Annotated in this window: 22 protein-coding genes; 11 read left to right on the top strand and 11 right to left on the bottom strand. The window is 63.8% G+C overall.

The features are described 5' to 3' along the window. Positions 1-82: 82 nt before the first annotated feature. Genes phnD through phnE (LB523_RS21595) form a run of 3 tightly spaced genes read left to right on the top strand, consistent with a single transcriptional unit; the run spans position 83 to position 3,370 of the window. Positions 83-991: a phosphonate ABC transporter substrate-binding protein gene (gene phnD, locus LB523_RS21605; protein ID WP_095769301.1), complete on the top strand. Its 909-nt coding sequence runs from the start codon at positions 83-85 to the stop codon at positions 989-991. Positions 992-1,047: 56 nt separating this feature from the next. Next, entirely contained in the window at positions 1,048-2,001 is a 954-nt protein-coding gene (gene phnE, locus LB523_RS21600; protein ID WP_140845166.1) for a phosphonate ABC transporter, permease protein PhnE, read from the top strand. Position 2,002: 1 nt separating this feature from the next. Beyond that, positions 2,003-3,370: a phosphonate ABC transporter, permease protein PhnE gene (gene phnE, locus LB523_RS21595; protein WP_224606793.1), complete on the top strand. Its 1,368-nt coding sequence runs from the start codon at positions 2,003-2,005 to the stop codon at positions 3,368-3,370. 292 nt (positions 3,371-3,662) lie between these two features. Here the strand turns inward: phnE (LB523_RS21595) and LB523_RS21590 are convergent, their stop codons facing one another. The 3 genes from LB523_RS21590 to LB523_RS21580 form a co-directional block, all read right to left on the bottom strand. Beyond that, positions 3,663-4,514: a sugar phosphate isomerase/epimerase family protein gene (locus LB523_RS21590; protein WP_224606791.1), complete on the bottom strand. Its 852-nt coding sequence runs from the start codon at positions 4,512-4,514 to the stop codon at positions 3,663-3,665. A gap of 217 nt (positions 4,515-4,731) precedes the next feature. Beyond that, complete coding sequence (locus LB523_RS21585; protein ID WP_224606789.1) at positions 4,732-5,919, bottom strand: Gfo/Idh/MocA family protein; 1,188 nt, start codon at positions 5,917-5,919, stop codon at positions 4,732-4,734. 160 nt (positions 5,920-6,079) lie between these two features. Next, positions 6,080-7,135 (bottom strand): sugar phosphate isomerase/epimerase family protein, encoded by a 1,056-nt coding sequence (locus LB523_RS21580; protein ID WP_224606786.1) that lies wholly within the window; start codon positions 7,133-7,135, stop codon positions 6,080-6,082. 401 nt (positions 7,136-7,536) lie between these two features. On the opposite strand from LB523_RS21580, the gene LB523_RS21575 reads away from it, so the two are divergent. The 4 genes from LB523_RS21575 to LB523_RS21560 all read left to right on the top strand — a co-directional run bounded on the left by LB523_RS21575 (position 7,537) and on the right by LB523_RS21560 (position 11,520). Continuing rightward, positions 7,537-8,424, top strand: coding sequence for a sugar phosphate isomerase/epimerase family protein (locus LB523_RS21575; RefSeq protein WP_095769204.1), 888 nt, complete (start codon positions 7,537-7,539; stop codon positions 8,422-8,424). A gap of 46 nt (positions 8,425-8,470) precedes the next feature. Continuing rightward, complete coding sequence (locus LB523_RS21570; protein ID WP_224606783.1) at positions 8,471-9,640, top strand: mandelate racemase/muconate lactonizing enzyme family protein; 1,170 nt, start codon at positions 8,471-8,473, stop codon at positions 9,638-9,640. A gap of 2 nt (positions 9,641-9,642) precedes the next feature. Then, positions 9,643-10,359, top strand: a complete 717-nt coding sequence (locus LB523_RS21565) for a FadR/GntR family transcriptional regulator (protein ID WP_140545878.1) — start codon at positions 9,643-9,645, stop codon at positions 10,357-10,359. 180 nt (positions 10,360-10,539) lie between these two features. Further along, on the top strand, positions 10,540-11,520 hold the full coding sequence (locus LB523_RS21560) for a hydroxyacid dehydrogenase (protein ID WP_224606780.1): 981 nt from the start codon (positions 10,540-10,542) through the stop codon (positions 11,518-11,520). 237 nt (positions 11,521-11,757) lie between these two features. Here LB523_RS21560 and LB523_RS21555 read toward each other — a convergent pair whose 3' ends face one another. After that, the gene (locus tag LB523_RS21555; RefSeq protein ID WP_224606777.1) at positions 11,758-13,053 is read right to left on the bottom strand and encodes an amidase; all 1,296 of its coding nucleotides are present in this window, start codon (positions 13,051-13,053) and stop codon (positions 11,758-11,760) included. A 116-nt stretch (positions 13,054-13,169) separates the two neighbouring features. Between LB523_RS21555 and LB523_RS21550 the strand changes: the two genes are divergently transcribed. After that, entirely contained in the window at positions 13,170-13,517 is a 348-nt protein-coding gene (locus tag LB523_RS21550) for a GFA family protein (protein WP_224546189.1), read from the top strand. Positions 13,518-13,660: 143 nt separating this feature from the next. On the opposite strand, the gene LB523_RS21545 is transcribed toward LB523_RS21550, so the two are convergent. The 7 genes from LB523_RS21545 to LB523_RS21515 all read right to left on the bottom strand — a co-directional run bounded on the left by LB523_RS21545 (position 13,661) and on the right by LB523_RS21515 (position 20,375). Beyond that, a complete protein-coding gene (locus LB523_RS21545; protein WP_095769199.1) occupies positions 13,661-14,764 on the bottom strand; it encodes an ABC transporter ATP-binding protein in 1,104 nt (367 codons plus the stop codon). Continuing rightward, entirely contained in the window at positions 14,764-15,870 is a 1,107-nt protein-coding gene (locus tag LB523_RS21540; protein WP_140845151.1) for an ABC transporter ATP-binding protein, read from the bottom strand. The genes LB523_RS21545 and LB523_RS21540 overlap by 1 nt, the downstream gene beginning before the upstream one ends. Further along, on the bottom strand, positions 15,867-16,088 hold the full coding sequence (locus LB523_RS21535) for a hypothetical protein (protein WP_095769197.1): 222 nt from the start codon (positions 16,086-16,088) through the stop codon (positions 15,867-15,869). Before LB523_RS21535 ends, LB523_RS21540 begins: the two co-directional genes overlap by 4 nt. Beyond that, entirely contained in the window at positions 16,085-17,041 is a 957-nt protein-coding gene (locus LB523_RS21530; protein WP_095769196.1) for a carbohydrate ABC transporter permease, read from the bottom strand. The genes LB523_RS21535 and LB523_RS21530 overlap by 4 nt, the downstream gene beginning before the upstream one ends. Before the next feature lies 1 nt (position 17,042). Continuing rightward, positions 17,043-17,948 (bottom strand): carbohydrate ABC transporter permease, encoded by a 906-nt coding sequence (locus LB523_RS21525; protein WP_095769195.1) that lies wholly within the window; start codon positions 17,946-17,948, stop codon positions 17,043-17,045. 64 nt (positions 17,949-18,012) lie between these two features. Continuing rightward, positions 18,013-19,329: an ABC transporter substrate-binding protein gene (locus tag LB523_RS21520; protein WP_095769194.1), complete on the bottom strand. Its 1,317-nt coding sequence runs from the start codon at positions 19,327-19,329 to the stop codon at positions 18,013-18,015. A 350-nt stretch (positions 19,330-19,679) separates the two neighbouring features. Continuing rightward, complete coding sequence (locus LB523_RS21515) at positions 19,680-20,375, bottom strand: TetR/AcrR family transcriptional regulator (protein WP_224606773.1); 696 nt, start codon at positions 20,373-20,375, stop codon at positions 19,680-19,682. Positions 20,376-20,583: 208 nt separating this feature from the next. Here LB523_RS21515 and LB523_RS21510 point away from each other — a divergent pair, with 208 nt between their 5' ends. The 3 genes from LB523_RS21510 to LB523_RS21500 are packed head-to-tail and all read left to right on the top strand — an operon-like array spanning position 20,584 to position 23,054. After that, positions 20,584-21,780, top strand: a complete 1,197-nt coding sequence (locus LB523_RS21510; RefSeq protein WP_224606770.1) for a Tm-1-like ATP-binding domain-containing protein — start codon at positions 20,584-20,586, stop codon at positions 21,778-21,780. Positions 21,781-21,787: 7 nt separating this feature from the next. Beyond that, positions 21,788-22,633 carry a phosphoenolpyruvate hydrolase family protein gene (locus tag LB523_RS21505; RefSeq protein WP_224606767.1) on the top strand — a complete coding sequence of 282 codons (846 nt, stop codon included), beginning with the start codon at positions 21,788-21,790 and terminating at the stop codon, positions 22,631-22,633. 4 nt (positions 22,634-22,637) lie between these two features. Continuing rightward, entirely contained in the window at positions 22,638-23,054 is a 417-nt protein-coding gene (locus LB523_RS21500; protein WP_224606764.1) for a cupin domain-containing protein, read from the top strand. Positions 23,055-23,153: the final 99 nt, after the last annotated feature.

Raw genomic sequence — 23,153 nt, 5'->3', positions numbered from 1 at the left:
GATCGCCCGCCAGCGTCAAAGGCAAGACTTGAAAAATCAGAACGCCGCCGGCGCGCAGCCGGAGCAACAGGAGAGAGACAAAATGTTCAGGAAGATGGTTTTTGGGGCGGTTTCGCTGCTCGCCATGGCGGCCAGCGCCGCGCATGCCGCTGATATCAAGGAATTCCGCGTCGGCATCCTCGGCGGTGAGAACGAGACCGACCGCCTGCGCAACTACCAGTGCCTCGCCGATCACCTGAAGTCGGAATTCGGCTTCGAAAAGGTGTCGCTGTTCCCGGCCGCCGACTATGACGGCGTTATCCAGGGCCTGCTCGGCGGCACGCTCGACTTCGCCGAGCTCGGCGCGTCCGGTTACGCAAGCGTCTATCTCAAGGACCCGAAGGCGGTCACGCCGATCCTCACCACCAAGCAGACCGACGGCTCGACCGGCTATTATTCGATCGGCCTGGCGCTGAAGTCTTCCGGCATCACCGACATCAAGTCGGCCAAGGGCAAGAAGCTCGGCTATGCCGATCCGGATTCGACCTCCGGCTATCTGATCCCGCTGACCCAGATTCCGAAGGACACCGGCGCTTCCAACGAAACCTACTTCGCCTCGACCCAGTTCAACGGCGGCCACGAGAATAACGTGCTGGCCGTGCGCGACGGCAAGGTCGACGTGGCGGTGGATGATTCCTCCGGTATCGGCGACTTCAAGAACGGCTACACCTCCGGCACCTTCCACAAGGAAGTTGCCAAGGGCGCCGTCGACCCGAATGACTTCGTCGAAGTGTGGCGCTCGGGCCTGATCCCGAACGGCCCGCTGGTTGTCCGCACCGCGCTCGGCGACGAGATGACCGCCAAGCTCACCGCTTTCTTCACCGCGCTGCCGGCCAAGGACAAGGCCTGCTTCGAAGGCGTCGAGGGTGGTGATTTCACCGGCTACGTCCCGGTGAAGCCTGACTTCTACAGCGTCATCGTCGAAGCCCGCAAAGCCGCCATCGGCGGTTAAAGGCATCAGGAAAAAGGGCGGCGTTCGAAACGCCGCCCTTTTTGCATGTTCCGATCATGACATCAGCGACACTCCATTCCGACGCCACCCGCCAGCAGGCCGATGCCTGGCGGCGCCAGACATCGCTGCGCCGTTTCTACACCGCGCTTGGCGTCGGCCTGCTGCTTGTCGCCATGTGCGCGACCATGTGGTTCGCCGACGAGGCCAATGCCGGCCATTTCTTCGACCGGCTGCCGCACATTCTCGATTTCCTGAGCTGGCTGGTCCCGAAGGACTGGAACGATGTCTGGCGCGCCCTGTTCGACATCGCCTCGCCCAACGACAAGGGCACGCAGGAATTCAATTTCCCGCTTGGCCGCGTCTACATCTGGGGCGGCTTCTACATCCCTGAATATTTCGAGCTGATGCTGACCACGGTGAACGTGGCGCTGGTCTCGACCTTCATCGGCTTCGTCTTCGCCGTTCCCTTCTCCTTCATCGCCGCGCGCAACCTGACGCCGAGCCCGGTCCTGCGGCTCATCGTCAAGCGCTTCATGGAATTGCTGCGCGCCTTCCCCGAAATCGTCATTGCCGGCCTGTTCGCAGCCATCGTCTCGATCGGCCCGGTCGCCGCCATCATCGCCATCGGCCTGCATTCGATCGGCGCGCTGGGCAAGCTGTTCTACGAGATCAACGAGAACATCGACATGCGCCCGGAAGAGGGCCTGCGTGCTGTCGGCGCCAACTGGTTCGAACGCGTGCGCTTCGCCGACCTGCCGCAGGTGTTGCCCAATTTCATGTCCTATACGCTGCTCAGGATCGAGATCAACGTGCGCATCTCGACCATCATGGGCGCGGTCGGCGGCGGCGGCATCGGCGAGGAATTGAAACTTTCGATCTCGCGCGGCTTCGGCGCCAAGACGCTGGCGCTGGTGCTCCTGCTCTTCGTCACCATCTTCCTCGTCGACCAGTTCTCCGCCTGGCTGCGCCGCAAGCTTGTCGGCGAGCAGGCTTTCCTGATGAGCGCTTGAAATGGCCGCCATGACTGCCGAAGAAATCAGGACCGTAGAAGACCGCCATCCGCAGATATTCCAGCGGCCGGCCTATAAGCGTTTCTGGCCGCTGCTGCTGATCGCCGGCACCGTGCTCTATCTCGCCTATGCCTTGTGGTTCTTCAGCCTGCCGCAGGTGCTGCGCGAATCGCATTGGGAGCGCCTGCCGCTCTTCCTGTCGCAATGGATCAGCTACGACCTGCAGCCGGAATTCCGGCTCGACCAGCCCGAGATCACGCCGAAATATCCGCGCTTCTCGGCGCTCGGCGAGCATCCCGATCCCGACTGGGTGATCAAGAATCCGGACGGCACCTTCACCGTCCTGATCGACGGCCGGGACAAGTCCGTCACCTTCGACAAGACAAGGGCAACGATCGTCGCCAACGGCCAGACGGTGCCGGTATCGCTCACCGGCGGCAAGCCGGTGGTTACAGGTCCGGTGCCCGACTGGGTGACCGTCCATGACGATGAGATCGTCGCCAAGATGGGCTTTGTCGGCGAGGTGCGCGTCACCGTCGATCGCGTCAAGGTGCGCAAGCGCTTCCTCGGCTGGGCAAATTTCGTCTTCGACACCCGCTCGCCCTTCTTCGGCAAATCGGCCGGCGAGGTCATCTCGCTCATCGCCTCCGGGCCAGAGCTCAAGCCAGGCACCTCGAACCTCGCTTTGGCCGCCGACAATATCTGGAACAACGCGCAGTGGCAGCATGGCGATGTCTGGACGAAGCTCCTGCAGACCATCGTCATGGCGTTTCTGGGCACGCTGCTCGGCGGCATCGTCGCCTTCCCGCTCGCCTTCTTCGCCGCCCGCAACATCACGCCGAGTGGGCTGCTCAGCCAGGTGCTGAAGCGCTTCTTCGACTTCATGCGCTCGGTCGACATGCTGATCTGGGCGCTGTTCTTCACTCGCGCTTTCGGCCCCGGGCCGCTGGCCGGCAGCGCCGCGATCTTCTTCACCGAGATCGGCACATTGGGCAAAACCTATTCCGAGGCGCTGGAGAACATCGACGACAAGCCGCGCGAGGGGGTGCTTTCAACCGGCGCCAACGGCTTGCTCGTGCAGCGCTACGGCGTGCTGCCGGAAGTGGTGCCGGTCTTCATCAGCCAGACGCTCTACCAGTGGGAATCGAACACCCGAGGCGCCACCATCATCGGCGCCGTCGGCGCCGGCGGTATCGGCCTGAAACTATGGGAAGCGATGCGCACCAATTCGAACTGGGCCAACGTCTTCTACATGGTTCTGCTGACGCTGCTCGTCGTCTTTATCTTCGACAACATCTCGAACTTCCTGCGCCGAAGGCTGAGCCGCACACTGCATGATTACAACCGGCTGCAGGCTGCGCAGGGGTAACCTTGTGGCGCAGAAGCGCAAGCATCGTCTCGCCTGCGCCAAAGGTCGACCCCCACTCCGTCGAGCTTCGCTCGACACCTCTCCCCCGATCGACGGGGTAGAGGAAAGGCGCCAAGCTGTCCGATCCGCGCCTGTCGTCGAAGGCCGAGGCTTTTTCCTCTCCCGGCGCCAACAGGCTTCCTTTCCTCTCCCTCCGGAGGGGGGAGAGGTGGCTCGGCGAAGCCGAGACGGAGTGGGGGAACCACCTGGCAACCGCCGCCGCGGCAAATAGAATGGATCAGGCGCAGGGGCCCTAAGCCGCCTTCTTCCACCCCTCCCTGATATGCCTGTACCCCTCGCGATAAACCGCCTCCGGGCTCTCCGCGAAATCGCGCCAAACCTTGGTCGCCGCCGCCAGATCCTTGAGCGAGCGCCCGAACGATTCGATGGTCAGCCAGTCGTCGTAACCGCTCTTGCGGATGGCGGAGAACGTCTCCTTCCACGGGATGTTGCCGCGCCCCGGCACGCCACGGTCGTTCTCCGAAATGTGGATATGGACAACGTTCCGGCGATGCTTTGTATAGGCGCCGATCGGATCGGCCTCTTCTATATTGGCATGGAACGTATCGTACATCGCCTTGATGTGCGGCCGGTCGATCGCGTCGATGTGTTCGCACAGGTCGGCCATGGTGTTGACGAGATAGCATTCGAAGCGGTTGAGCGCTTCCAACCCAATGGTCACGCCTCTCTTGCCGGCATGGTCGCCGATCGCGCGCTGCGAGGCGACCGAGCGCTTCTTTTCGGCCGCCGTCGGGCCGCTGCCGGAAAAGGCGCCGAGCGTCGAATGCAGCGGCCCGCTGAGCGTGTCAGCGCCGAGGGCCGCGCTGCAGTCGATCGCCCATTTCATATAGTCGATGCCGGCCTTGCGCGTCGCGGCGTCCGGCGAGATCAGGTTCATCGCCGGATCGCCCATGGCCGAGACCGCGGTGCGCTCCAGCCCGATGCGGTCGAGCATCTCGCCCAACTTCTTGTAGTCGTCGGGCGCGCCCGCGAAGACCGGTATTTCGACGCCGTCGAAGCCGGTCGCCTTGATGTCCTTCAACAGCGCCTCGTGCTTCTTCGAGACGCTGGTGGTCCACAAGAACATGCACATGCCGATTTTCATCGACACCCCCTCCCCGCTTGCAGCTAGCCATTTGCGTTGGCGGGCCACACTCCCCCTCATCCGGCCGCTCCGCGGCCACCTTCTCCCCGAGGGGAGAAGAGGTCGGCGCCGGCGTTGCTTGTCTCCTCTCCCCTTGGGGAGAGGTCGGATTGCCCCGAATTGCTCTTCGCAATTCGGCTGGCAATCCGGGGGACTCGCTTGGACGACGCAGCCGTCCCTACAGCTTCGTCCACGCCCCGTTCTTCTTCGACGACCTCACGCAAGCCTCGATGAAGGCCATGCCTTCGACGCCGTCCGCGACAGTCGGGAAGACCACATCCTTAGCCGGCTTGCCGCCCTTCCGGCGCGCGGCCCGTATGGCGCGCGCGGCCTCCTGGTAGATGTTGGCGAAACCTTCAAGGTAGCCTTCCGGATGGCCCGACGGCACGCGGCTGACGCGCGCCGCCACCGGCATTGCGCCAGCGCCGGCGCGGGTGAGCAGCTGCTTCGGCTGGCCGAACGGCGTGTACCAGAGATAGTTCGGATCTGCCTGCACCCATTCCAGCCCGCCCTTGGAGCCGTAGATGCGCAGCTTCAGCCCGTTCTCGTGGCCGGGCGCGACCTGGCTGGCCCAGATCATGCCCTTGGCCGGATGCTTATTGCCGACCGGCTTGAAGCGCAGCATCACGTTGACATTGTCGTCGAGCTGGCGCCCCGGCACGAAGGCGTCGAGATCGGCTGACAGCGTATCGAGCTCAAGTCCCGAGACGAAGCGAGCCAGGTTATAGGCATGCGTGCCGATGTCGCCGAGCGCGCCGCCGGCGCCGGCCTGCTTGGGGTCGGAGCGCCAGGAGGCCTGCTTCTGGCCGGTGGCGGCAAGGTCCTCGGTCAGCCAGTCCTGCGGATATTCCGACTGCACGATGCGGATGTCGCCGAGCATGCCCTTGGCCACCATCTCGCGTGCCTGCCGGATCATCGGATAGGCGGTGTAATTGTGCGTCAGCACGAACACCTTGCCGGTCTTTTCGATCAGGGCGGCAAGCTTCTTCGCCTCGGCCAGCGACGTCGCCAGCGGCTTGTCGCAGATGACATGGATGCCCGCCTCTAGGAAGGCTTTCGCCGCCGGCACATGCACGTTGTTCGGCGTCACGATCGCCACCGCCTCGATGCCGTCTGGACGCTTGGCTTCGGCCTTGGCCATCTCGGCATAGGAGCCGTAGCTGCGCGCGGGATCGAGCCCGAGTTCTTCGGCCGATGCCTTGGCCCGCGCCGGATCCGACGACAGCGCGCCGGCCACCAGCACGAAGTCGTTGTCCATGCGTGCCGCGATGCGATGCACCGCGCCGATGAAGGCGCCCTGCCCGCCGCCGACCATGCCATAGCGGATCGGGCCGCCTCCCGCTTCCGACTTCGATGCGCCGACCATTTTGTCCCTCCATTGTCTGAGATACCCCTTCCCCTCCCTGAGAGGAGGGTGGCCCGCAGGGCCGGGTGGGGTCAGTAGGTGCCGAGCTCTACGCCCGGCGACCCCTCCCCGATCCGCTGCGCGGATCGACCCTCCCCTCAAGGGGGAGGGAAGGCAAGCGTCAAATCCCCATCATCGCGCGCAGCAGCTTCTTGTCAGTCGTGCCTGCGGCGAAATCATCGAAGGCCTTCTCGGTCACCCGGATGATGTGATGCTGGATGAAAGGCGCGCCTTCCGCCGCGCCGTCCTCGGGATGTTTCAGGCAGCACTCCCATTCCAGCACCGCCCAGGAATCGTAATTGTACTGGGTGAGCTTGGAGAAAATGCCGCCGAAATCGACCTGCCCGTCGCCCAGCGAGCGGAAGCGCCCTGCACGGTTCACCCAGCCCTGGTAGCCGGAATAGACGCCTTGCCGCCCGGTCGGGTTGAACTCGGCGTCCTTGACGTGGAACGCCTTGATCCGCTCGTGGTAGATGTCGATGAACTCGAGATAGTCGAGCTGCTGCAAAAGGAAGTGCGACGGGTCGTAGTTGATGTTGCAGCGCTTGTGGCCACCGACCGCGTCGAGGAACATCTCGAAGGTGGCGCCGTCGAACACATCCTCGGACGGATGGATCTCGTAGCCGACATCGACCCCATTGTCCTCGTAGACATCGAGGATCGGCTTCCAGCGCTTGCCGAGTTCGCCGAAGGCTTCCTCGATGAGGCCGGCCGGGCGCTGCGGGAACGGATAAAGGTAAGGGAAAGCCAGCGAGCCGGTGAACGACACCGAGGCGTTCAGCCCGAGATTGCGCGATGCCTTGGCGCCGAACTTCATCTGCTCGACAGCCCATTTTTGCCGTGCCGTGGGATTGTTGTGCACGGATGGCGGCGCAAATCCATCCATCTGCGCGTCATAGGCGGGATGCACCGCGACCAGTTGCCCCTGCAGATGCGTCGACAATTCGGTGATCTCGACGCCTGCATCCGCGCAGACGCCTTTCACCTCATCGCAATAGGCCTTCGACGACGCCGCCTTCTCGAGGTCGAACAGGCGCGCGTCCCAGGTCGGGATCTGCACGCCCTTGTAGCCCAGCCCCGCTGCCCATTTGGTGATGGAATCCAGCGAATTGAACGGCGCGGCGTCGCCCGCGAACTGCGCCAGAAACAGGCCGGGGCCCTTCATCGTCGTCGGCATCGGCATCCTCCCTCGTTTGTTTTCGCGACCAAGCATAGCGCCTATTGAAATGAGGGCCAGCCTGTTTGGTCAACCCTGTCGGCGTCTATGCATTGCGCCATTCTGGTATTACCAAATCCCGGAATTCGGTCAAGCGGCCGAAAACCGCGGAGGCGAGCCGAGCTTGCAAACAGATAAGCGGAATTACCACGTAAAATCAGACTATTGCTCGGCCGATAGAGCTTCAGCCGCCCACTTGTTGCCGTGCATGAAAATTTGCTGTAGAGGTCATGGAGGGCCCAATTGGTCGAACCAGTTTCGAGGAAAATGCTGGCAACGCCTTGGGGAGGAATCATACGCCCGCCTCGACCGGAGGCGTCGCGAGGTAGAATGTGACAGGCGAATTCTGGGAAGGATAGACCATGCATCTTTCGACGCACAATTGGATGCGGGCGGAGCCGCTGGAGGTGACGCTCAAGCGCATCAAGAAATTCGGCTACGAATCGATCGAGATTTCCGGCGAGCCCGAGCAGTACAAGACCAAGGAGACGCGCGCGCTCCTGAAGGAGCACGGCATCCGCTGCTGGGGCTCGGTGACTCTGATGCTCGGCGAGCGCAACCTCGCCGCCAGGGACCAGGGCCAGCGCGAGCGGTCCGTCCAATACGTCAAGGACGTGCTCACCATGGTCAGCGAGCTCGATGGCGAGATCATCACGCTGGTGCCCGCGACCGTCGGCAAGGTCGTTCCAGACGGCACCGAGGCGGAGGAATGGGGCTGGGTGGTCGATGCCACGCGCGAATGTTTCAGCCATGCCCAGAAGGTCGGCGTCAGGATCGCCGTCGAGCCGCTCAACCGCTTCGAGACCTACCTCTTCAACCGCGGCGCCCAGGCGCTGGCACTCGCCGATGCGGTGAGCCCCGAATGCGGCGTCTGCCTCGACGCCTACCATATCCACATGGAGGAATTTAACGTCTATGACGCGATCCGTCAGGTCGGAAAGCGCCTGTTCGATTTCCATGTCGCTGACAACAACCGCTTCGCGGCCGGCCTTGGCCAGATCGACTGGCCGAAGATCGTGCGCACGCTGAAGGAAGTCGGCTATGACGGCGCGCTGACCAACGAGTTCGTCGCGCCGGTCGACCGCACGCCGGCGGCGCCCTATCCGGAGATGGTCGAGCGCAATCCGGTCGACATCTCGCCCGAGCAGCTCAAATTCATCCAGGACCACGGCTCCAGCGTGCTCACGGAAAAATTCTACACCGACCAGATGCGCATCACCGCCGAAACGCTGCTGCCGCTGATCAAGTAGAAACCTGTCCCTTCCACCCGGCGGGCGGAGGGGCCGAAGGGAAAACATGCGCATCAAAAGCGTCCAGGCCTGGTGGGTTCGTATCCCGATCGAAGTCGCGAAGCAGCATCGCAGCGACTTCGGTCAGGTGACGACGTTCGACGCCGCAATTCTGCGCATCGAGACCGCTGACGGCCTGGTCGGCTGGGGCGAGGGCAAGAACGCCGCCGGTAGCGCCGGCAGCTATGGCGCGCTCGTCCATATGCTCAACCACGAGATCGGCCCGCAGCTGATCGGTTGCGATCCGGCCGACATCGGCATCATCTGGGAAATGCTCTACAACGGCGTGAGGCATGAGACGGCGGCGCATGCCGGCCATGCCATGCCGCAGCTGGCGCGGCGCGGCATGAGCGTGGCGGCGATCAGCGCCGTCGACATCGCGCTCTGGGACATCCTCGGCAAGTCGCTGGGACAGCCGGTGTGGCGGCTGCTCGGCGGCCGCAAGGTCGAGCGTATGCAGGCCTACGCCTCGGGCGGCTGGGCCTCAGCCGACGCCATCGGCGAGCAGTTGCAATCCTACATCGCCAGGGGCGGCTTCAAGGCGCTGAAGATGCGCATCGGCGCCATGGACGGCGCCCCGCATGTCTCGGCCGCGCGCGTGCGCGCCGCAAGGCAGGCGATCGGGCCTGATGTCGATCTGATGGTCGACGCGCACGGCACCTATACCGTCGCCGAGGCCAAGCGCTTCATCAACCTCACCGCCGATCTCGACCTTGCCTGGTTCGAGGAACCGGTGACCGCCGACGATAAGCCGGGCATGGCCGACGTGCGCGCCTCGGGATCGACGCCGATCGCCACCGGCGAAAGCGAGGCGACGCGCTATGCCTTCCGCGATCTGGCTGTGCTGAAGTCGGCCGACATCTTCCAGCCGGATCCCGCCTTCTGCGGCGGCATCAGCGAGGCGATGAAGATCGGCACCATCGCCAGCGCCTTCAACCTGCGTTTCGCGCCGCATCTATGGGCCGGCGCGCCCTGCTTCTTTGCCGGGCTGCATGTGTGTGCCGCCTCGCCCGCCAGCTTCACCATTGAATATTCGCTCGGCGCCAACCCGATGATCCACGACCTCGTCGAGGAGACTGTCGAGGCGAAGGACGGTATGATAGCGATCCCTGAAAAGCCTGGATTGGGATTCACCATCTCCGAGCGATTCCTGGAGGCGCACGCGCAACGTATTTGACGATGAAAGAAAAGAACCTTCTCGCGGAACTCGCCGCCTATCTCTTTTCCAACTCGGACAAGGAGTCCGGCCGCACGCCCTCCGAGCGAGAGCTGGCGGAACATTTCGGCGTCAGCCGCGGCCAGATTCGCGAGGCGCTGGCCATCCTCGAGGCCATGCGCATCGTCGAGCGGCGCGCCAAATCCGGCATCTATATCGACACCAAGCAGGCGAGCGTGGAAGCGCTGGCGCTGTTCGCCCGCGCGGGGCTGCCGCTCGACCCTGTGCAGATCTACGAGACCGTCGAGCTGCGCAAGATCCACGAGATCAAGGCGGCCGAGCTTGCCTGCTCGCGCGCCACGGAAGAGAATTTCGAGCGCCTTCGCGAGATCCTGAAGGCCTCGGAAGAACGCATCGCCGCCGGCGAAGGCCTCGCCAAGGAGGACCGCGAGTTTCACCTCGAGATCGTGCGCGCGACCAAGAACAGCGTCTTCCACAACATCTGCAGCGTCTATTACCTGATGGGCGAGCAGCGCCTGCCGATCTATTTCAACGATCCCGAACGCTCGGTGCGCTCGCATGCCGAGCATATCCAGATCTACGAAGCGCTGTTGCGCCGCGACGGCAACCTCGCCCAGGCCCTGATGAATGCCCATTTGCAGGGCGCCGAGAGCTACTGGAAGGGGATCATCGAAGGCCGCGGAATGGAGCCGAAAAGCGCGGCACTCGAGAAGGCTTGAGCAATTCCACGAAAGTGTGGACGGTCAGGTTCGGCACCTTTGCCGTAGCCTTTCGTCCGAAACTGCGTGAGCCCACAGAGACAGGGCAGTTCTCCGTTTCCGTGAAATGGCGAAATGCCCTTGAGCATTTTGCAGCCAGACGTTTAGCTTGGCATCGCACAAATGCGGAAATGGAACCCCATGCGCAAGATCCTGTCGACGCATCCGCTGCACCCACGCGCCACGGCGATGCTGGCCGGCGCCGGGCGGCTTGCGATCGCTTCCGCGCTCGATCCCAAGACGCTGACCGCTGAGGCCCGCGACGCCGACATCGTCATCGTGCGCGCGCCGCTGCCGCCGGAGCTGTTTGCGGGTGCTTCGAGCCTGCGCGCCGCGATCCGCCACGGCGCCGGGCTAGACATGATCCCGGTCGAGGCCGCGACCGCCGCCGGCGTGCTAGTGGCGAACGTGCCCGCCGTCAACGCCCGCTCGGTCGCCGAGCATGTGATGTTCACCGCCCTTGCGCTGCTGCGGCGCTTCCGCGTGATGGACCGCGACCTGCGCGCCAAGGGCTGGCTTGCCGGCCGCGAGCACGCCAACTCGACCAGCGAGCTGGCCGGCAAGACCATCGGCATCGTCGGCCTCGGCGCGGTCGGCCAGGCTGTCGGCCACATCGCCGCGCACGGCTTCGACCTCAATGTCGTGGCGACGACGCGCAGCCTGCGTCCGGCGCCCGAGCGTGTCGGCTTCCTGTCGATCGATGCGCTGGTCGAGCAGAGCGACATCATCGTGCTCTGCTGCCCGCTGACGCAGGAGACGCGCGGCCTCATCAGTCGCGAGCGCATTGCCCGCATGAAACCCAACACGCTGCTGATCAATGTCTCGCGCGGCCCGGTGGTGGATGACGACGCGCTGATCGAAGCCCTGCGTGCCGGCCGCATCGGCGGCGCTGCGCTCGACGTTTTTGCGACCCAACCGCTGCCGCCGAACCATCCCTATTTCGGCTTCGACAACGTCATCGTCACCCCGCATATGGCCGGCATCACCGAGGAATCGATGATGCGCATGGGTGTCGGCGCCGCCGGCGAGGCGCTGCTGGTACTCGCCGGCAAGCTGCCCGTCAATCTGCGCAATCCGGACGTTATCGAGCACTATCGCCGGCGTTTTCCGGTCGGCGGTTAGCTCGCCGAGGGCGTTGCGACGATGCAGACCGGAGACGTGACTGATCGGGCCCAAGGCTTGATTGCCACGTGGTTCCCCCAATCCGTCGCTGCTCCGCAGCGCCACCTTTCCCCCTCCGGAGGGAAAGGAAGGGAGCGCTGCTGGATGGCGCCTTTCCTCTCCCCCCGTCGATCGGGGGAGAGGTGGCTCGGCGAAGCCGAGACGGAGTGGGGGTCGACCAGCGCTACATTAGCCAATTCATGTGCCAAGCAAAGCCTCGACCGCGGCGGCAATGCGCAGCAGATGACTGTCATGCCCATGCTTGCCCACCAGCATCAATCCGGCCGGCAGGTTCGTGCCGGGCATCGGCAGCGAGATCGCGCAAAGGTCGAACTGGTTGGCGACCTGCGTGTTGCGCAAGAGCAGTCCTTCCGTCTTGTCGCGCAGAGCTTCGTCGCCGGCCATGGCGGAGATGGACGGCGCGACCATCGGCACGGTCGGCAATGCCAGAACATCGACCGTCTCCAGCCGTTGCGCCATGGCCGCCACAAGCTCGGCGCGCCGGCGGATCGTCCGGATGTAGGCCGAGGCAGGGACAGCCAGCGCGCGCGCCAATGGCCCGGTGACATGCGGATCGACCGGCACAGAGGCGCCGCCCGCCAGCCAATCGGCATGCACCTCCGCGCCTTCCATGGACGCGATCGTCCCGCGCTCGGTTGCTGCGCGCATCTCGGCGATAAGATCGTCGATGGACAAATCGGCGGCGCGGGCGCCGGCTCGTCCGATCCTGTCGATGCAGGCCTCGAAAGCTTCGGCGACCTTCGCCTGCGTTTCGCCGAACAAGACGCCGCGTGGAATGCCGACGCGCAGGCCGGCGAGCGAGCCCGGCTGAGGACCGGCGGGCTCTTGTCCCGCCATGATCGCATCGGCGATCGCGCAATCGGCGACGCTGCGGGCAAGCGGACCGATCGAATCCAGCGTCATCGACAGCGGAAAGGCTCCCGTCAAAGGCACGCGCCGCGCCGTCGGCTTGAAGCCGACAACGCCGTTCAGCGAGGCGGGGATGCGCACCGAGCCGCCGGTGTCCGAACCGATCGAGATGTCGCTCGTGCCCTCGCCGATCGCAACGCCCGCCCCAGACGACGAGCCGCCCGGGATAAGGCCGGCATCGGCGGCGTTGCCCGGCGTGCCGTAATGCGGATTGTCGCCGATCGCTGTGAAGGCGAACTCGGTCATGTTGGTCTTGCCGAGGATGACGGCACCCGCTTGGCGGAGCCTTTGCACGATCGCCGCGTCCCGCGCCGTCGGCGCGGCGTCGGCGCGGATCAGCGACCCGGCCGTCGTCGGCTCGCCGGCGACGTCGAACAGGTCCTTGATCGAAACGATGCGCCCGTCGAGCGGCCCAAGGCTGACGCCGGCCTTGCGGCGGGCATCGGACGCATCGGCGGCTGCCCGCGCGGCCTTGGCATAGAGCTTGGTATAGACCTTCTCATCCCCCGCCCGATTGGCAAGACGTGACAGGATGATTTCGAGACGGTCGCGGATGGATTGCATTTTCGATGTCGGGCCTTGCAAATTGCAACGTCTTTTAAGCGTGCGGCCTAGTTGGCCGGCGAAGAAATAACCCGGCAAGTGTGCCTTTGCACCCTGCCAGCGATGGAAAGATGCTGATGCTGTACAAAGGCAGCTGCCACTGCGGCAAGGTGGCGTTCGAGGTCGAGGGGGAGATCGGCGGCGCGGTGCGCTGCAACTGCTCGATCTGCCGGCGCAAGGGCGCGCTTTTGTGGGCCGTGCCGCATGAGAAGCTCAATCTGGTCGCCTGGGGCGACGATCTCGGCCGCTACACCTTCGGCAAGGCTCAAATCGCGCACCGCTTCTGTCGCACATGCGGCATGCACCCCTTTGCCGAGGACGTCGGCCAGGGCAACGAACGGTCCGCCTATATCAACATCAACTGCCTCGACGATGTTGATATCACCGCAATCGAGGTATTCGAGTTCGACGGCCGCTCGGCTTGAAGCCAATTAACCGCCCGACGCTCCTGAGACCCGCCGGGCCGAAGCTCGCAAGGGCGAGCGGGCTGGCCTATTCGGCGGCCGGCTTGGGCCTTATCAGGAAGGCCACCAGTGCCGCCAGCAAGGTCGCCGGCTAAGTCCGACTTCTATCCGGCGTGCCGCAGGCTCACACCGCTGCCTTTATCGAACATCACCACCTTGTCGGGGTTCCAGGCAAAGCGCACCGGCTCTTCGATAGCCACGTCGGTCCTGGCCGGCACCGTGGCCCGCAGCATCGTGTCGCCGACCCTGAGCGTCAGGATCTTTTCCACGCCATGGTTCTCGACATCGTGCACGCGTGCCTCGACCGGAGCCCCGCTCTCCAGATAGACGTCCTCCGGACGGATGCCGAAGACGAGCGGGCGACCGTCGGCCGCGCCGCTCGTCCTGCCACCGCCAAAGCTCTTGGCGCCAATTGTGAGCGGCAGTTCGAAATTCACCGGCGCCATCACCGCGCGGTCGTTGACCAGCCTGCCGTCGATGAGGTTCATCGGCGGCGAGCCGACGAAGCTCGCGACATAGGTGTCGCGCGGATTGTTGTAGATTTCATGCGGCGTGCCCGTCTGCACGATGCGGCCATGGTTGAGCACGCCGACCTTGTCGCCCATCGACATAGCCTCGATCTGGTCATGCGTGACGAACAGGAACGTGGCGCCGAGTTGCATCTGAAGGTTCTTCAGCTCCGTGCGCAGCGCCTCGCGCAGCTTGGCGTCGAGCGCCGAGAGCGGCTCGTCCATCAGGAACACGCGCGGCTTGCGCACGATCGCTCGGCCGATCGAGACGCGCTGCATCTCGCCGCCGGAAAGCCGGTCGGTCTTGCGGTCGAGCAGATGTTCGATCCTGAGCGTGCGGGCGGCGCGCGCGACACGGTCCTTGATCTCGGCATCCGGCAGCCGGCGGATCTTCGGCTTCAGCGGAAATTCGAGGTTCTGCCGCACAGTGTAGCGCGGATAAAGCGAATATTGCTGCAGCACCAGCGCGACGTCGCGCTCGGCCGCGCCCCAGTCGGCGACGTCGACGCCGTCGATGAGAACCTGCCCCTCGGTCGGCTTATCCAGTCCGGCGATCAGGCGTAGCGTCGTCGTCTTGCCGGCGCCGGTCTCGCCAAGCAGCACGAAGAACTCGCCGTCGGCTATGTCGAGGTTCAGACCCGTCAGCGCGGTGTGGCTGCCGTATTTCTTGGTGATGTTCTTCAGTTCGATATGGGCCATTACAGCCTTACTCCCAGCGACTTGCCGCTTGCCGTGTCGAAAAAGTGCGCCTGCTCGGGATCGATGCGGACATGGACTTTCTCACCGGGGCCCGAGACGTAGCCCGCCTTGGTGCGGGCGCGCAGCATCGTGGAGCCGAGCCTGAGATCGACAATGTCGAAGGACCCGAGCGGCTCGATGATGCTCGCCTCGACTGGCATATAGCCGGGCGCCGCATCGTGCCGCACGAGTACGCCCTCCGGGCGGATGCCGAGCGTCAGGCCGCCATTGGCTGCATGCCCGTTGAGTCTTGACAGGAGCTGGCGCGGGAACTCGAAGCCAGCCGGCGCATCGCCGACGGTTACGGAGGCAGTGCCCGCCTGATCCGCGACATTGACCTCGGCGATGTTCATCACCGGGCTGCCGACGAACTGCGCCACGAACAGGTTTGCCGGATGCGAATAGACCTCATCCGGCGTTCCGACCTGCTGGATGAAGCCTTCATGCATGATGACGATGCGGTCGGCGAGGCTCATCGCCTCGATCTGGTCGTGCGTGACATAGATCGTGGTCGACCCTTGCTTGACGTGCAGGCGCTTGATCTCGGCGCGCATCTCCTCGCGCAGCTTGGCGTCGAGCGCGCCGATCGGCTCGTCCATCAGCATCGCCTTCGGGCGCCGCACCAGCGCACGACCGATGGCCACGCGCTGCATGTCGCCGCCCGAGAGCGCCGACGGCCTCTTGTCGAGCAGATCGGTGATGCGCAGGACCCGGGCGACCTCGCGCACGGACTTGTCGACTTCGCCGCTGCTCATGCGCATTGCACGCAGCGGAAAGGCGACGTTCTCGAACACAGTCATGTGCGGGTAGAGCGAGAAGGACTGGAACACCATGGCGATGTCGCGGTCCGCCGCCTTGAGGTGCTGCACCGGCTTACCGTCGATCAGGATGTCGCCCTGGTCGATCGTCTCCAGCCCTGCCACGGCGCGCAGCGTCGTGGTCTTGCCGCAGCCCGACTGGCCGAGCAGCACGATGAACTCGTTGTCGGCGATGGCCAGGTTCAGATTATGGATGACCTGGACGGCACCGAAGAATTTCTCGATGCCGCGAAGTTCGATCTGCGTCACTGGCGGGCTCCCTCATGCGTCGCGGCGCCGGTTTCCTCGCTCTGCTCCGGTGCGATCTTGGACGTGATGTTGAAGCCAATCAGCCCGATCAGGATGATCGTCACACCGTATGAATGCAGGCCGAGGCTCCATGGTTGGCAGAGCGCTACGATGCCCAGCACCATGAGGATTTGCGAGGCCGGCAGCAGGTACTTCTCGTTGGTGGAGCGAAAACTCATTTGCGGATTGCTCCGAACGTCACGCCGCGCAGCAGATGGTTGCGCAGCAGGAAGGTGAAGATTGCGACCGGCAACAGGAACAGGAAGGTACCAGCCGCGATCGTCGTCCAGTCCGGCAGGCCGGAGCCGATCTGCGAGGGGATGAAGGGCGGCGCCGTCTGGGCGCGCCGGTTGGTCATGATCAGCGCAAAGGCGTATTCGTTCCAGGCAGTGATGAAGCAGAACACGGCAGTCGCCGCGATGCCCGTCGCGGCCTCGGGCAGCACGATCTTGAAGAAGGCCTGCATGCGCGTGTAGCCGTCGACGAGTGCTGCTTCCTCATACTCCTTCGGGATCTCGTCCATGAAGCCCTTCATCAGCCAGACCGAGAAGGACAGGTTAAAGGCAACGTAGAGGATGATCAGGCCGATATGCGAATCGTTGAGGCCGACCATCCGGTACATCAGGAACATTGGGATTGCGACCACCACCGGCGGCAGCATGCGGGTCGACAGGATGAAGAAGAGCAGGTCCGCCTCGCCCGCGATCTTGAAGCGTGAGAAGCCATAGGCGGTGAAGGTTCCCATGCCCACAGCCAGCACCGTGCTGATCACAGCCACGATCAGGCTGTTCATGAACCGGTCGGGATATTGCGAAAGCTGCACGTCCTTGCCGACCTTGAGAACCCGCTCACCGCCGTCATAGATGCGTTTTTCCCACCAGGGCGCGGCATCGTAGACTTGCGGATCGACGGGCTTCTGCATCTGCACGCGCTTGGTGAAGAGTCGCACGAACGGCGTCACCTCAGGCTCGAACAGCACGGTGGGCGGGACGCTGACGGCGAGCTCCTTCGGCTTGAAGGCCGTCGAGGCGATCCAGTAGATCGGTGCCAGGAAGATCAGCGTCGCGATCAGCACCGCGGCGATGGCGATGCGATTGAAGGCGACCTCGGAAGAAGTGCGGACGGCGGCCATGTCAGCGCTCCTTCACCTTGTTGAGATACTTCACGTAGAGGTTGGTGATCGCCAGCACCATGATCAGCACGATGTAGGCCAGCGCGCAGGACTTGCCCGTATCCCACTGCTGGAAGGCCTGCTTGTAGAGCCGGATCGCGATCAGCTCGGCGGTCGGCTGGGTGGTCATGGTGTAGGCAATGTCGAAGGTCTTGAAGGCTTCCATGGTGCGGAAGATCAGCGCGATCAGAAGGATCGGCGAGACCAGCGGCAAGGTGATGCGAGTGAAGGTGTACCACCACCCGGCGCGGTCGATCGCGGCCGCTTCATAGAGATGCTGCGGCACCGCCGAGAGACCTGCGAGCGACAGCAGCATGACGAAAGGCGACCACATCCAGATATCGGTGATCGCGACCGCGTAGAGCGCGCTGTCGGGATTGGAAAGCCAGGCGAAGTCGCCAAGGCCGAAGACATAGTTGATCGGTCCCCAGGACGGGCTGTAGAGCAATTGCCAGAACAGGCCGACGACCGCCGCCGACATCATCATCGGCAAGAGCAGCAGCGTGGTGATCAGGCCCTTCATCGGAAAGCTGCGGTTGAGCAGAAGCGCAAGGCCGAAGCCGACGATCATCTGCCCAGCCACCGAAACGATCACGTATTTGGCGGTGATGACGAAGTTCGACCAGATATGATCGTCGCTCAGCAGCTCACGATAGTTCTGCAAGCCGACGAACTGCCAGGGTTCGCTGCGGTTCGCGGCGAAGTTCGTGAAGGAATAGCCGAGCGAATAGATCAGCGGGAAAATGTTGAAGACGATCAGAAAAACCAGCGTCGGGATGATGAACAGGTTGCGGATGGTCAGATCGGACCAGCCGCGAGCGGCGGCCCTGGACGCTGGATCAAGATTGGTAAGGGCTACCGAAGCCAACTTTGTCTCCTGAAAACAGGAATGCCGGAGGGGGAAACCTCCTCCGGCATTCTGACTGCGATACTTACTTGTAACGATTGTATTTGGTGAAGGTCGCCTTCCAGTCGGCGGCCGTCTTGTCGAGCGCCTCCTGGGCGGTGCCCTTGCCGCCGACCACGAACGGATAGATGTTCTGATTCAGCTGATCGAGCACTTCGGCGTATTCAGGCGTTGCCCAGAAGTCCTTGACCATGAACATCGTGTCGTAGAACGCCTTGTTGTAAGGCGTCGCGTTCTGGAAGGCTTCGGACTTCAGCACGGCCTGGCTGCAGGTGTAGCCGCCGAGCTCGGCCCACTTCTTCTGGGTCTCGTCCTTGATGAACCACTCGAGGAATTTCATCGCCTCGTCCTTGTTCTTCGAATACGAGACGACCGAGATGCCCTGGCCGCCGAGCGCGGCGAAGCGCTTGCCGTCCGGGCCGGCCGGATTGGCGAAGAAGCCGGTGACGTCGGCATAGGGGTTGGTGGCCTTGTTCACCAGCGGCGGGAAGAAGGCGAAGAAGTTCATGCTCATCGCTGCCAGGCCGCCGGTGATCGCCTGGTTGTCTTCCACGAAGAAGGTCTTGCCCCAGCCCGGAGGCGTGAACTTGTAGAGTTGCTTGTACATGTCGAGGCCGGCGGCGGCTTCCTTGGAGTTGGTGATGCCGTCGACCTTGTAGGTCGCGTAGTCGCCGAGATCGCCGCCATAGCTGAAGATGGCGCTTTCGACGCCCATCGCCATCGCGTCATAGGAATTGTCGGTGTAGATGGCCACGCCGTACCGCTTCTGGTCCGGACGGTGGAAGAACTCGGCGATGTCGCGCAGCTGCGCATAGGTCGTCGGCACCGCGAGGTCGTAGCCGTATTTGGCCTTGAAGGCTTCCTTCTCCTTCGGGTCCTCGAACCAGTCCTTGCGATAGGACCAGCCGATCGCGTCGCCTTCCAGCGGGATCGCCCAGTATTTGCCGGAACCGCCCGGATACTCGGCGTAATACTTGATGGTCGCGGGCGCCATCACGTCGCCAAGCTTGTGCTGGTTGAAGAAGTCGGTCAGGTCGACATAGTGGCCTTGCGTCGAACCGGCGCCCAGCCATTGCGAGTCGCCGACGACCATGTCGTAGGCATCGCCATGCGCGTTGAACTCGGTGAAGGCCTTGGTCTGGAAGTCGGGCCACGGCGTCGTCTGAACGGTGACCTTCACGCCGGTTTCGGCCGTGTAGTCGTTGACGAGCTCCTGCAGGTAGTTCGCCGGGTCCCATTCCGCCCAGAAGATGGTGAGTTCTTTGTCCTGCGCGCGGACGGATGTCCCGCAGGCAAGCGCCAGCCCAATACCAGCAATCACGCTGGTCATAATCTTGCGCATAGTTTTCCTCCCTTGTGCGCATTCTACCGTCTCATGCGAGCCGGCGGCGAAGCCGGCCTTGGTAGTTCCTCCTGTGATGGCACCTCTCCGGTCCAGGCCTCCCACCCTGTCGGAAATGGATCGCAGCCTTCACTTTGATCCGCTTTATCGGTCCTAAATCTGGTATTACCAATTCCCGCTTGACGTCAAGCGCTTTCTTGGGAGGCTAGGCGCAGACGAACGAGGCCACCATTATGGCATCTGCCTGTTTTCCCTTGTTTTTCCTACTCCTTGATACGCCGATCCCTTGTAAGGGCCAGCTCACCCCATTTAACATTCAAAATCGTCCTCACAATCTGGTCGAACCAGATTTACCCGATCGTCGCCCCAGGCGCCGCAGCCATTCCTGCCGATTTCGCCTCCGATTCCGCCATTGCGGCGCGCACCAGCGCGCCCGCCGCCCATTGCGCCACCGACACCATCTCGGCGCTGTTCAGCCCCCAGATATCCTTCAGCACCGTTACCACCTCGACGCCGAACATCAGCGACAGCGCCTGGGCAAGGCGCGTGAGCTGGCGCGGCTTCAGGCGTCCCTTGAGCGGCGCGATCGCATCCTTCAACAGGTCGACGCGATGACCGCGAATGAAGGCCGGTTCGGATCCGAGCGTGCCCGCCTGGCGCTGCGCCCATTGATCGAGGGACAGTTTCAGCGCCGCTTTGAAGGTCGCCTCGAAGGCTTCGATGCGCGGCATCGCGGTCGCGAACAGATCTGCCACGCGCCGCTCGGCATCGTCGGACGTCGACTTCCAGGTAAGGATAGGGCCGAGCCCTTCATCGACCACGGCCTGCACGAGCGCCGCCTGGCTGGGGAAATAGCGGTAGGCGGTGGCGCGCGACACCTCTGCCGCCTCCGCGACCTCGCTGACCGAAGGGGTCATGCCTGATTGCATCAGCCTCGTCGCCGTTTCCAGCATCAGCCGCTTTGTGCGGGCGCGCGGCCCCTTCTCGGCGGCCGGCGCCTGTGCGGCGTCATCGATGGAGGCGGCTTGTTGACGTGAGACATCCATATCAATACGATACGCGCGTCTCAAAAATTTGCAATGGCGCAATGCCGGTCAATAACGGGTTCCCACCAGCGACGAGGCTTTGCCGAGGAGCTTGAGGGTGGGGCAAAAAATAGGGTCCCCACCAGCGACGAGGCTTTAGCCTAGGAGCTTGAGGATGGGGCAAAAAAGGCCGGCGGCAAAGCCGGCCATGCCGGACGGGGAACCGCGGATGAAGCGCATCTATGTGATCGGCACCGCCGACACCAAAGGCGAGGAACTCGCCTTCCTGGCCGATGCCGTCGCCAAGGCCGGCGGCGCGGTCGTCCGTGTCGATATCGGCACGCGAGGCGCGACCGTCCCGGTGGATATCCCTGCCAGCGAGGTCGCCGCGCATCATCCCAAGGGAGCCGGCGCTGTTCTCGGCATCGACGATCGCGGCACCGCCGTTGCCGGCATGGGCGCGGCCTTCGTCAATTTCATCCAGTCACGTGACGACATCGCCGGGGTGATCGGCATCGGCGGCGGCGGCGGCACCTCGATCGTCACCGCCGGCATGCGGGCGCTGCCGCTCGGCCTGCCGAAGATCATGGTCTCTACATTGGCCTCCGGCGATACCGCGCCTTACGTCGACATCTCCGACATCATCATGATGCCGTCGGTCACCGACATGGCGGGACTGAACAGGCTCTCCCGCACTGTGCTGCACAACGCCGCCCAGGCGATCGCCGGCATGGCCGCGAAGCCCGCCTCAGCCTTCGCCGGCAAGCCGGCGCTCGGGCTCACCATGTTCGGTGTCACCACGCCTTGCGTGACGGCGATCGTCGAGCGCTTGCGCCCCGGCTATGACTGCATGGTCTTCCACGCCACCGGCACCGGCGGCCGCTCGATGGAGAAGCTCGCCGACAGCGGTCTGCTGGCCGGCGTCATCGACATCACCACGACCGAGGTGTGCGATTTCCTGTTCGGCGGCGTGCTGCCGGCGACCGAGGATCGCTTCGGCGCGATTGCGCGCACGAAATTGCCCTATGTCGGCTCGGTCGGCGCGCTCGACATGGTGAACTTCTGGGCGCCGCCGACTATTCCGGAAAAATATCATGGGCGGCTCTTCTACGAGCACAATCCCAATGTCACGCTGATGCGCACCACGGCCGAGGAATGCCGCAAGACCGGCGAATGGATCGGCGGCCGCCTCGCCCGATGCGACGGTCCGGTCCATTTCCTGATCCCGGAGAAGGGCGTCTCGGCGCTCGATATCGAAGGCGGCCCGTTCTTCGATCCAGAAGCCGACGCCGAGCTGTTTGACGCCATTGAGCGCACGATCGAGCCGACCAGGGACCGCACCGTCACTCGCCTGCCGCTGCACATCAACGATCCCGCCTTCGCCAAGGCTGCGGCCGAGGCCTTCCTCGACATCGCCAAGAAGTGAGACAAGCATGGCTGCCATTCCGCGCAAGGAAATCCTGGAAAAATTCCGCAACATGATCGGCGACGGCCTGCCGATCGTCGGCGGCGGTGCCGGCACCGGCCTGTCGGCCAAGGCCGAGGAAGCCGGCGGCATCGACCTCATCATCATTTACAATTCCGGCCGCTACCGCATGGCCGGGCGCGGCTCGGCCGCGGGCCTGCTTGCCTATGGCAACGCCAACGAGATCGTCAAGGAAATGGCCTATGAGGTGCTGCCGGTGGTGAAGAAGACGCCGGTGCTGGCCGGCGTCAACGGCACCGACCCCTTTGTCATCATGCCGCTGCTGCTCACAGAGCTGAAGACGATGGGCTTTTCCGGCGTACAGAATTTTCCGACCGTCGGCCTGTTCGACGGCACCATGCGCCAGAGCTTCGAGGAGACCGGCATGGGTTTTGGGCTCGAGGTCGACATGATCGCCGAGGCGCGCAAGCTCGACTTGCTCACCACGCCCTACGTCTTCAACCCGGACGAGGCGCGCGCCATGGCACGTGCCGGCGCCGATATCGTCGTCGCCCATATGGGCGTCACCACCGGCGGCTCGATCGGCGCCACTTCGGCGAAAACGCTCGACGCCTGCGCCAAGGAAATCGACGCCATTGCCGATGCCGCGCGCTCGGTTCGCAAGGACGTCATCCTGCTTTGCCATGGCGGACCGATCTCGATGCCCGACGACGCGCGCTACATTCTCGAACGCTGCGAGGGCTTGCATGGCTTTTACGGCGCAAGCTCGATGGAACGGCTACCGGCGGAAGCGGCGATCGCCAGGCAGACAGCGGATTTCCAGACGGTCGCGATCACGAAAAAGAAGGGATGAGGCAATGGCCGACAGGAGCAAGGTGTTCGTCTACCCGAAGGATGTCAGCGCCTTCGGCTTCGACTGGGGCAAGCTGTCGCTGACCGTCGCGCCGGAAGTGAACGGCGCCGAGCGCTTTTCCGGCGGTGTCGTCGACTTGCCGCCGGGCAAAGGCCACACCCGCCACAACCATCCGGGCGCCGAAGAGATCATCTTCGTCATCTCCGGCAATGGCGAGCAGATGGTCGAGGACGAGAGCGGCAATCCTGTGGTGGCGAAAGTCGGCCCTGGCTGCACCATCTATGTGCCGGAAAGCCGCTTCCATTCGACGCTCAACACTGGCGACCAGTCGATGCAGCTCTTCGTCGTCTATTCGCCAGCTGGGCCGGAACTCGCGCTGCGAGAGCTACCGGACTTCAGGCTGCTGCCGGCTGGCAAATGATGATGTTTCCTTTTCCCCGTTCCAGCGCTGGTCGACCCCCACTCCGTCTCGGCTTCGCCGAGCCACCTCTCCCCCGATCGACGGGGGAGAGGAAAGGCG

Source organism: Mesorhizobium sp. ESP-6-4 (assembly GCF_020164735.1).
In the GTDB taxonomy this organism is placed as follows: domain Bacteria; phylum Pseudomonadota; class Alphaproteobacteria; order Rhizobiales; family Rhizobiaceae; genus Mesorhizobium.
The sequence above is the reverse complement of the archived record's forward strand: the minus strand, read 5'-3'. Positions and strand labels throughout refer to the sequence as shown.

Excerpts from the sequence above, each read along its gene's own strand:
- LB523_RS21570 (WP_224606783.1), top strand. The coding sequence starts at position 8,471 with ATGCGCATCAAAAGCGTCCAGGCCTGGTGGGTTCGTATCCCGATCGAA.
- LB523_RS21575 (WP_095769204.1), top strand. The coding sequence starts at position 7,537 with ATGCATCTTTCGACGCACAATTGGATGCGGGCGGAGCCGCTGGAGGTG.
- phnD (WP_095769301.1), top strand. The coding sequence starts at position 83 with ATGTTCAGGAAGATGGTTTTTGGGGCGGTTTCGCTGCTCGCCATGGCG.
- LB523_RS21590 (WP_224606791.1), bottom strand. The coding sequence starts at position 4,514 with ATGAAAATCGGCATGTGCATGTTCTTGTGGACCACCAGCGTCTCGAAG.
- LB523_RS21545 (WP_095769199.1), bottom strand. The coding sequence starts at position 14,764 with ATGGCCCATATCGAACTGAAGAACATCACCAAGAAATACGGCAGCCAC.
- LB523_RS21580 (WP_224606786.1), bottom strand. The coding sequence starts at position 7,135 with ATGCCGACGACGATGAAGGGCCCCGGCCTGTTTCTGGCGCAGTTCGCG.
- LB523_RS21510 (WP_224606770.1), top strand. The coding sequence starts at position 20,584 with ATGAAGCGCATCTATGTGATCGGCACCGCCGACACCAAAGGCGAGGAA.
- LB523_RS21565 (WP_140545878.1), top strand. The coding sequence starts at position 9,643 with ATGAAAGAAAAGAACCTTCTCGCGGAACTCGCCGCCTATCTCTTTTCC.
- LB523_RS21500 (WP_224606764.1), top strand. The coding sequence starts at position 22,638 with ATGGCCGACAGGAGCAAGGTGTTCGTCTACCCGAAGGATGTCAGCGCC.
- LB523_RS21555 (WP_224606777.1), bottom strand. The coding sequence starts at position 13,053 with ATGCAATCCATCCGCGACCGTCTCGAAATCATCCTGTCACGTCTTGCC.
- LB523_RS21560 (WP_224606780.1), top strand. The coding sequence starts at position 10,540 with ATGCGCAAGATCCTGTCGACGCATCCGCTGCACCCACGCGCCACGGCG.
- LB523_RS21550 (WP_224546189.1), top strand. The coding sequence starts at position 13,170 with ATGCTGTACAAAGGCAGCTGCCACTGCGGCAAGGTGGCGTTCGAGGTC.
- LB523_RS21505 (WP_224606767.1), top strand. The coding sequence starts at position 21,788 with ATGGCTGCCATTCCGCGCAAGGAAATCCTGGAAAAATTCCGCAACATG.
- phnE (WP_140845166.1), top strand. The coding sequence starts at position 1,048 with ATGACATCAGCGACACTCCATTCCGACGCCACCCGCCAGCAGGCCGAT.
- LB523_RS21585 (WP_224606789.1), bottom strand. The coding sequence starts at position 5,919 with ATGGTCGGCGCATCGAAGTCGGAAGCGGGAGGCGGCCCGATCCGCTAT.
- LB523_RS21515 (WP_224606773.1), bottom strand. The coding sequence starts at position 20,375 with ATGGATGTCTCACGTCAACAAGCCGCCTCCATCGATGACGCCGCACAG.
- phnE (WP_224606793.1), top strand. The coding sequence starts at position 2,003 with ATGGCCGCCATGACTGCCGAAGAAATCAGGACCGTAGAAGACCGCCAT.
- LB523_RS21520 (WP_095769194.1), bottom strand. The coding sequence starts at position 19,329 with ATGCGCAAGATTATGACCAGCGTGATTGCTGGTATTGGGCTGGCGCTT.
- LB523_RS21530 (WP_095769196.1), bottom strand. The coding sequence starts at position 17,041 with ATGGCCGCCGTCCGCACTTCTTCCGAGGTCGCCTTCAATCGCATCGCC.
- LB523_RS21535 (WP_095769197.1), bottom strand. The coding sequence starts at position 16,088 with ATGAGTTTTCGCTCCACCAACGAGAAGTACCTGCTGCCGGCCTCGCAA.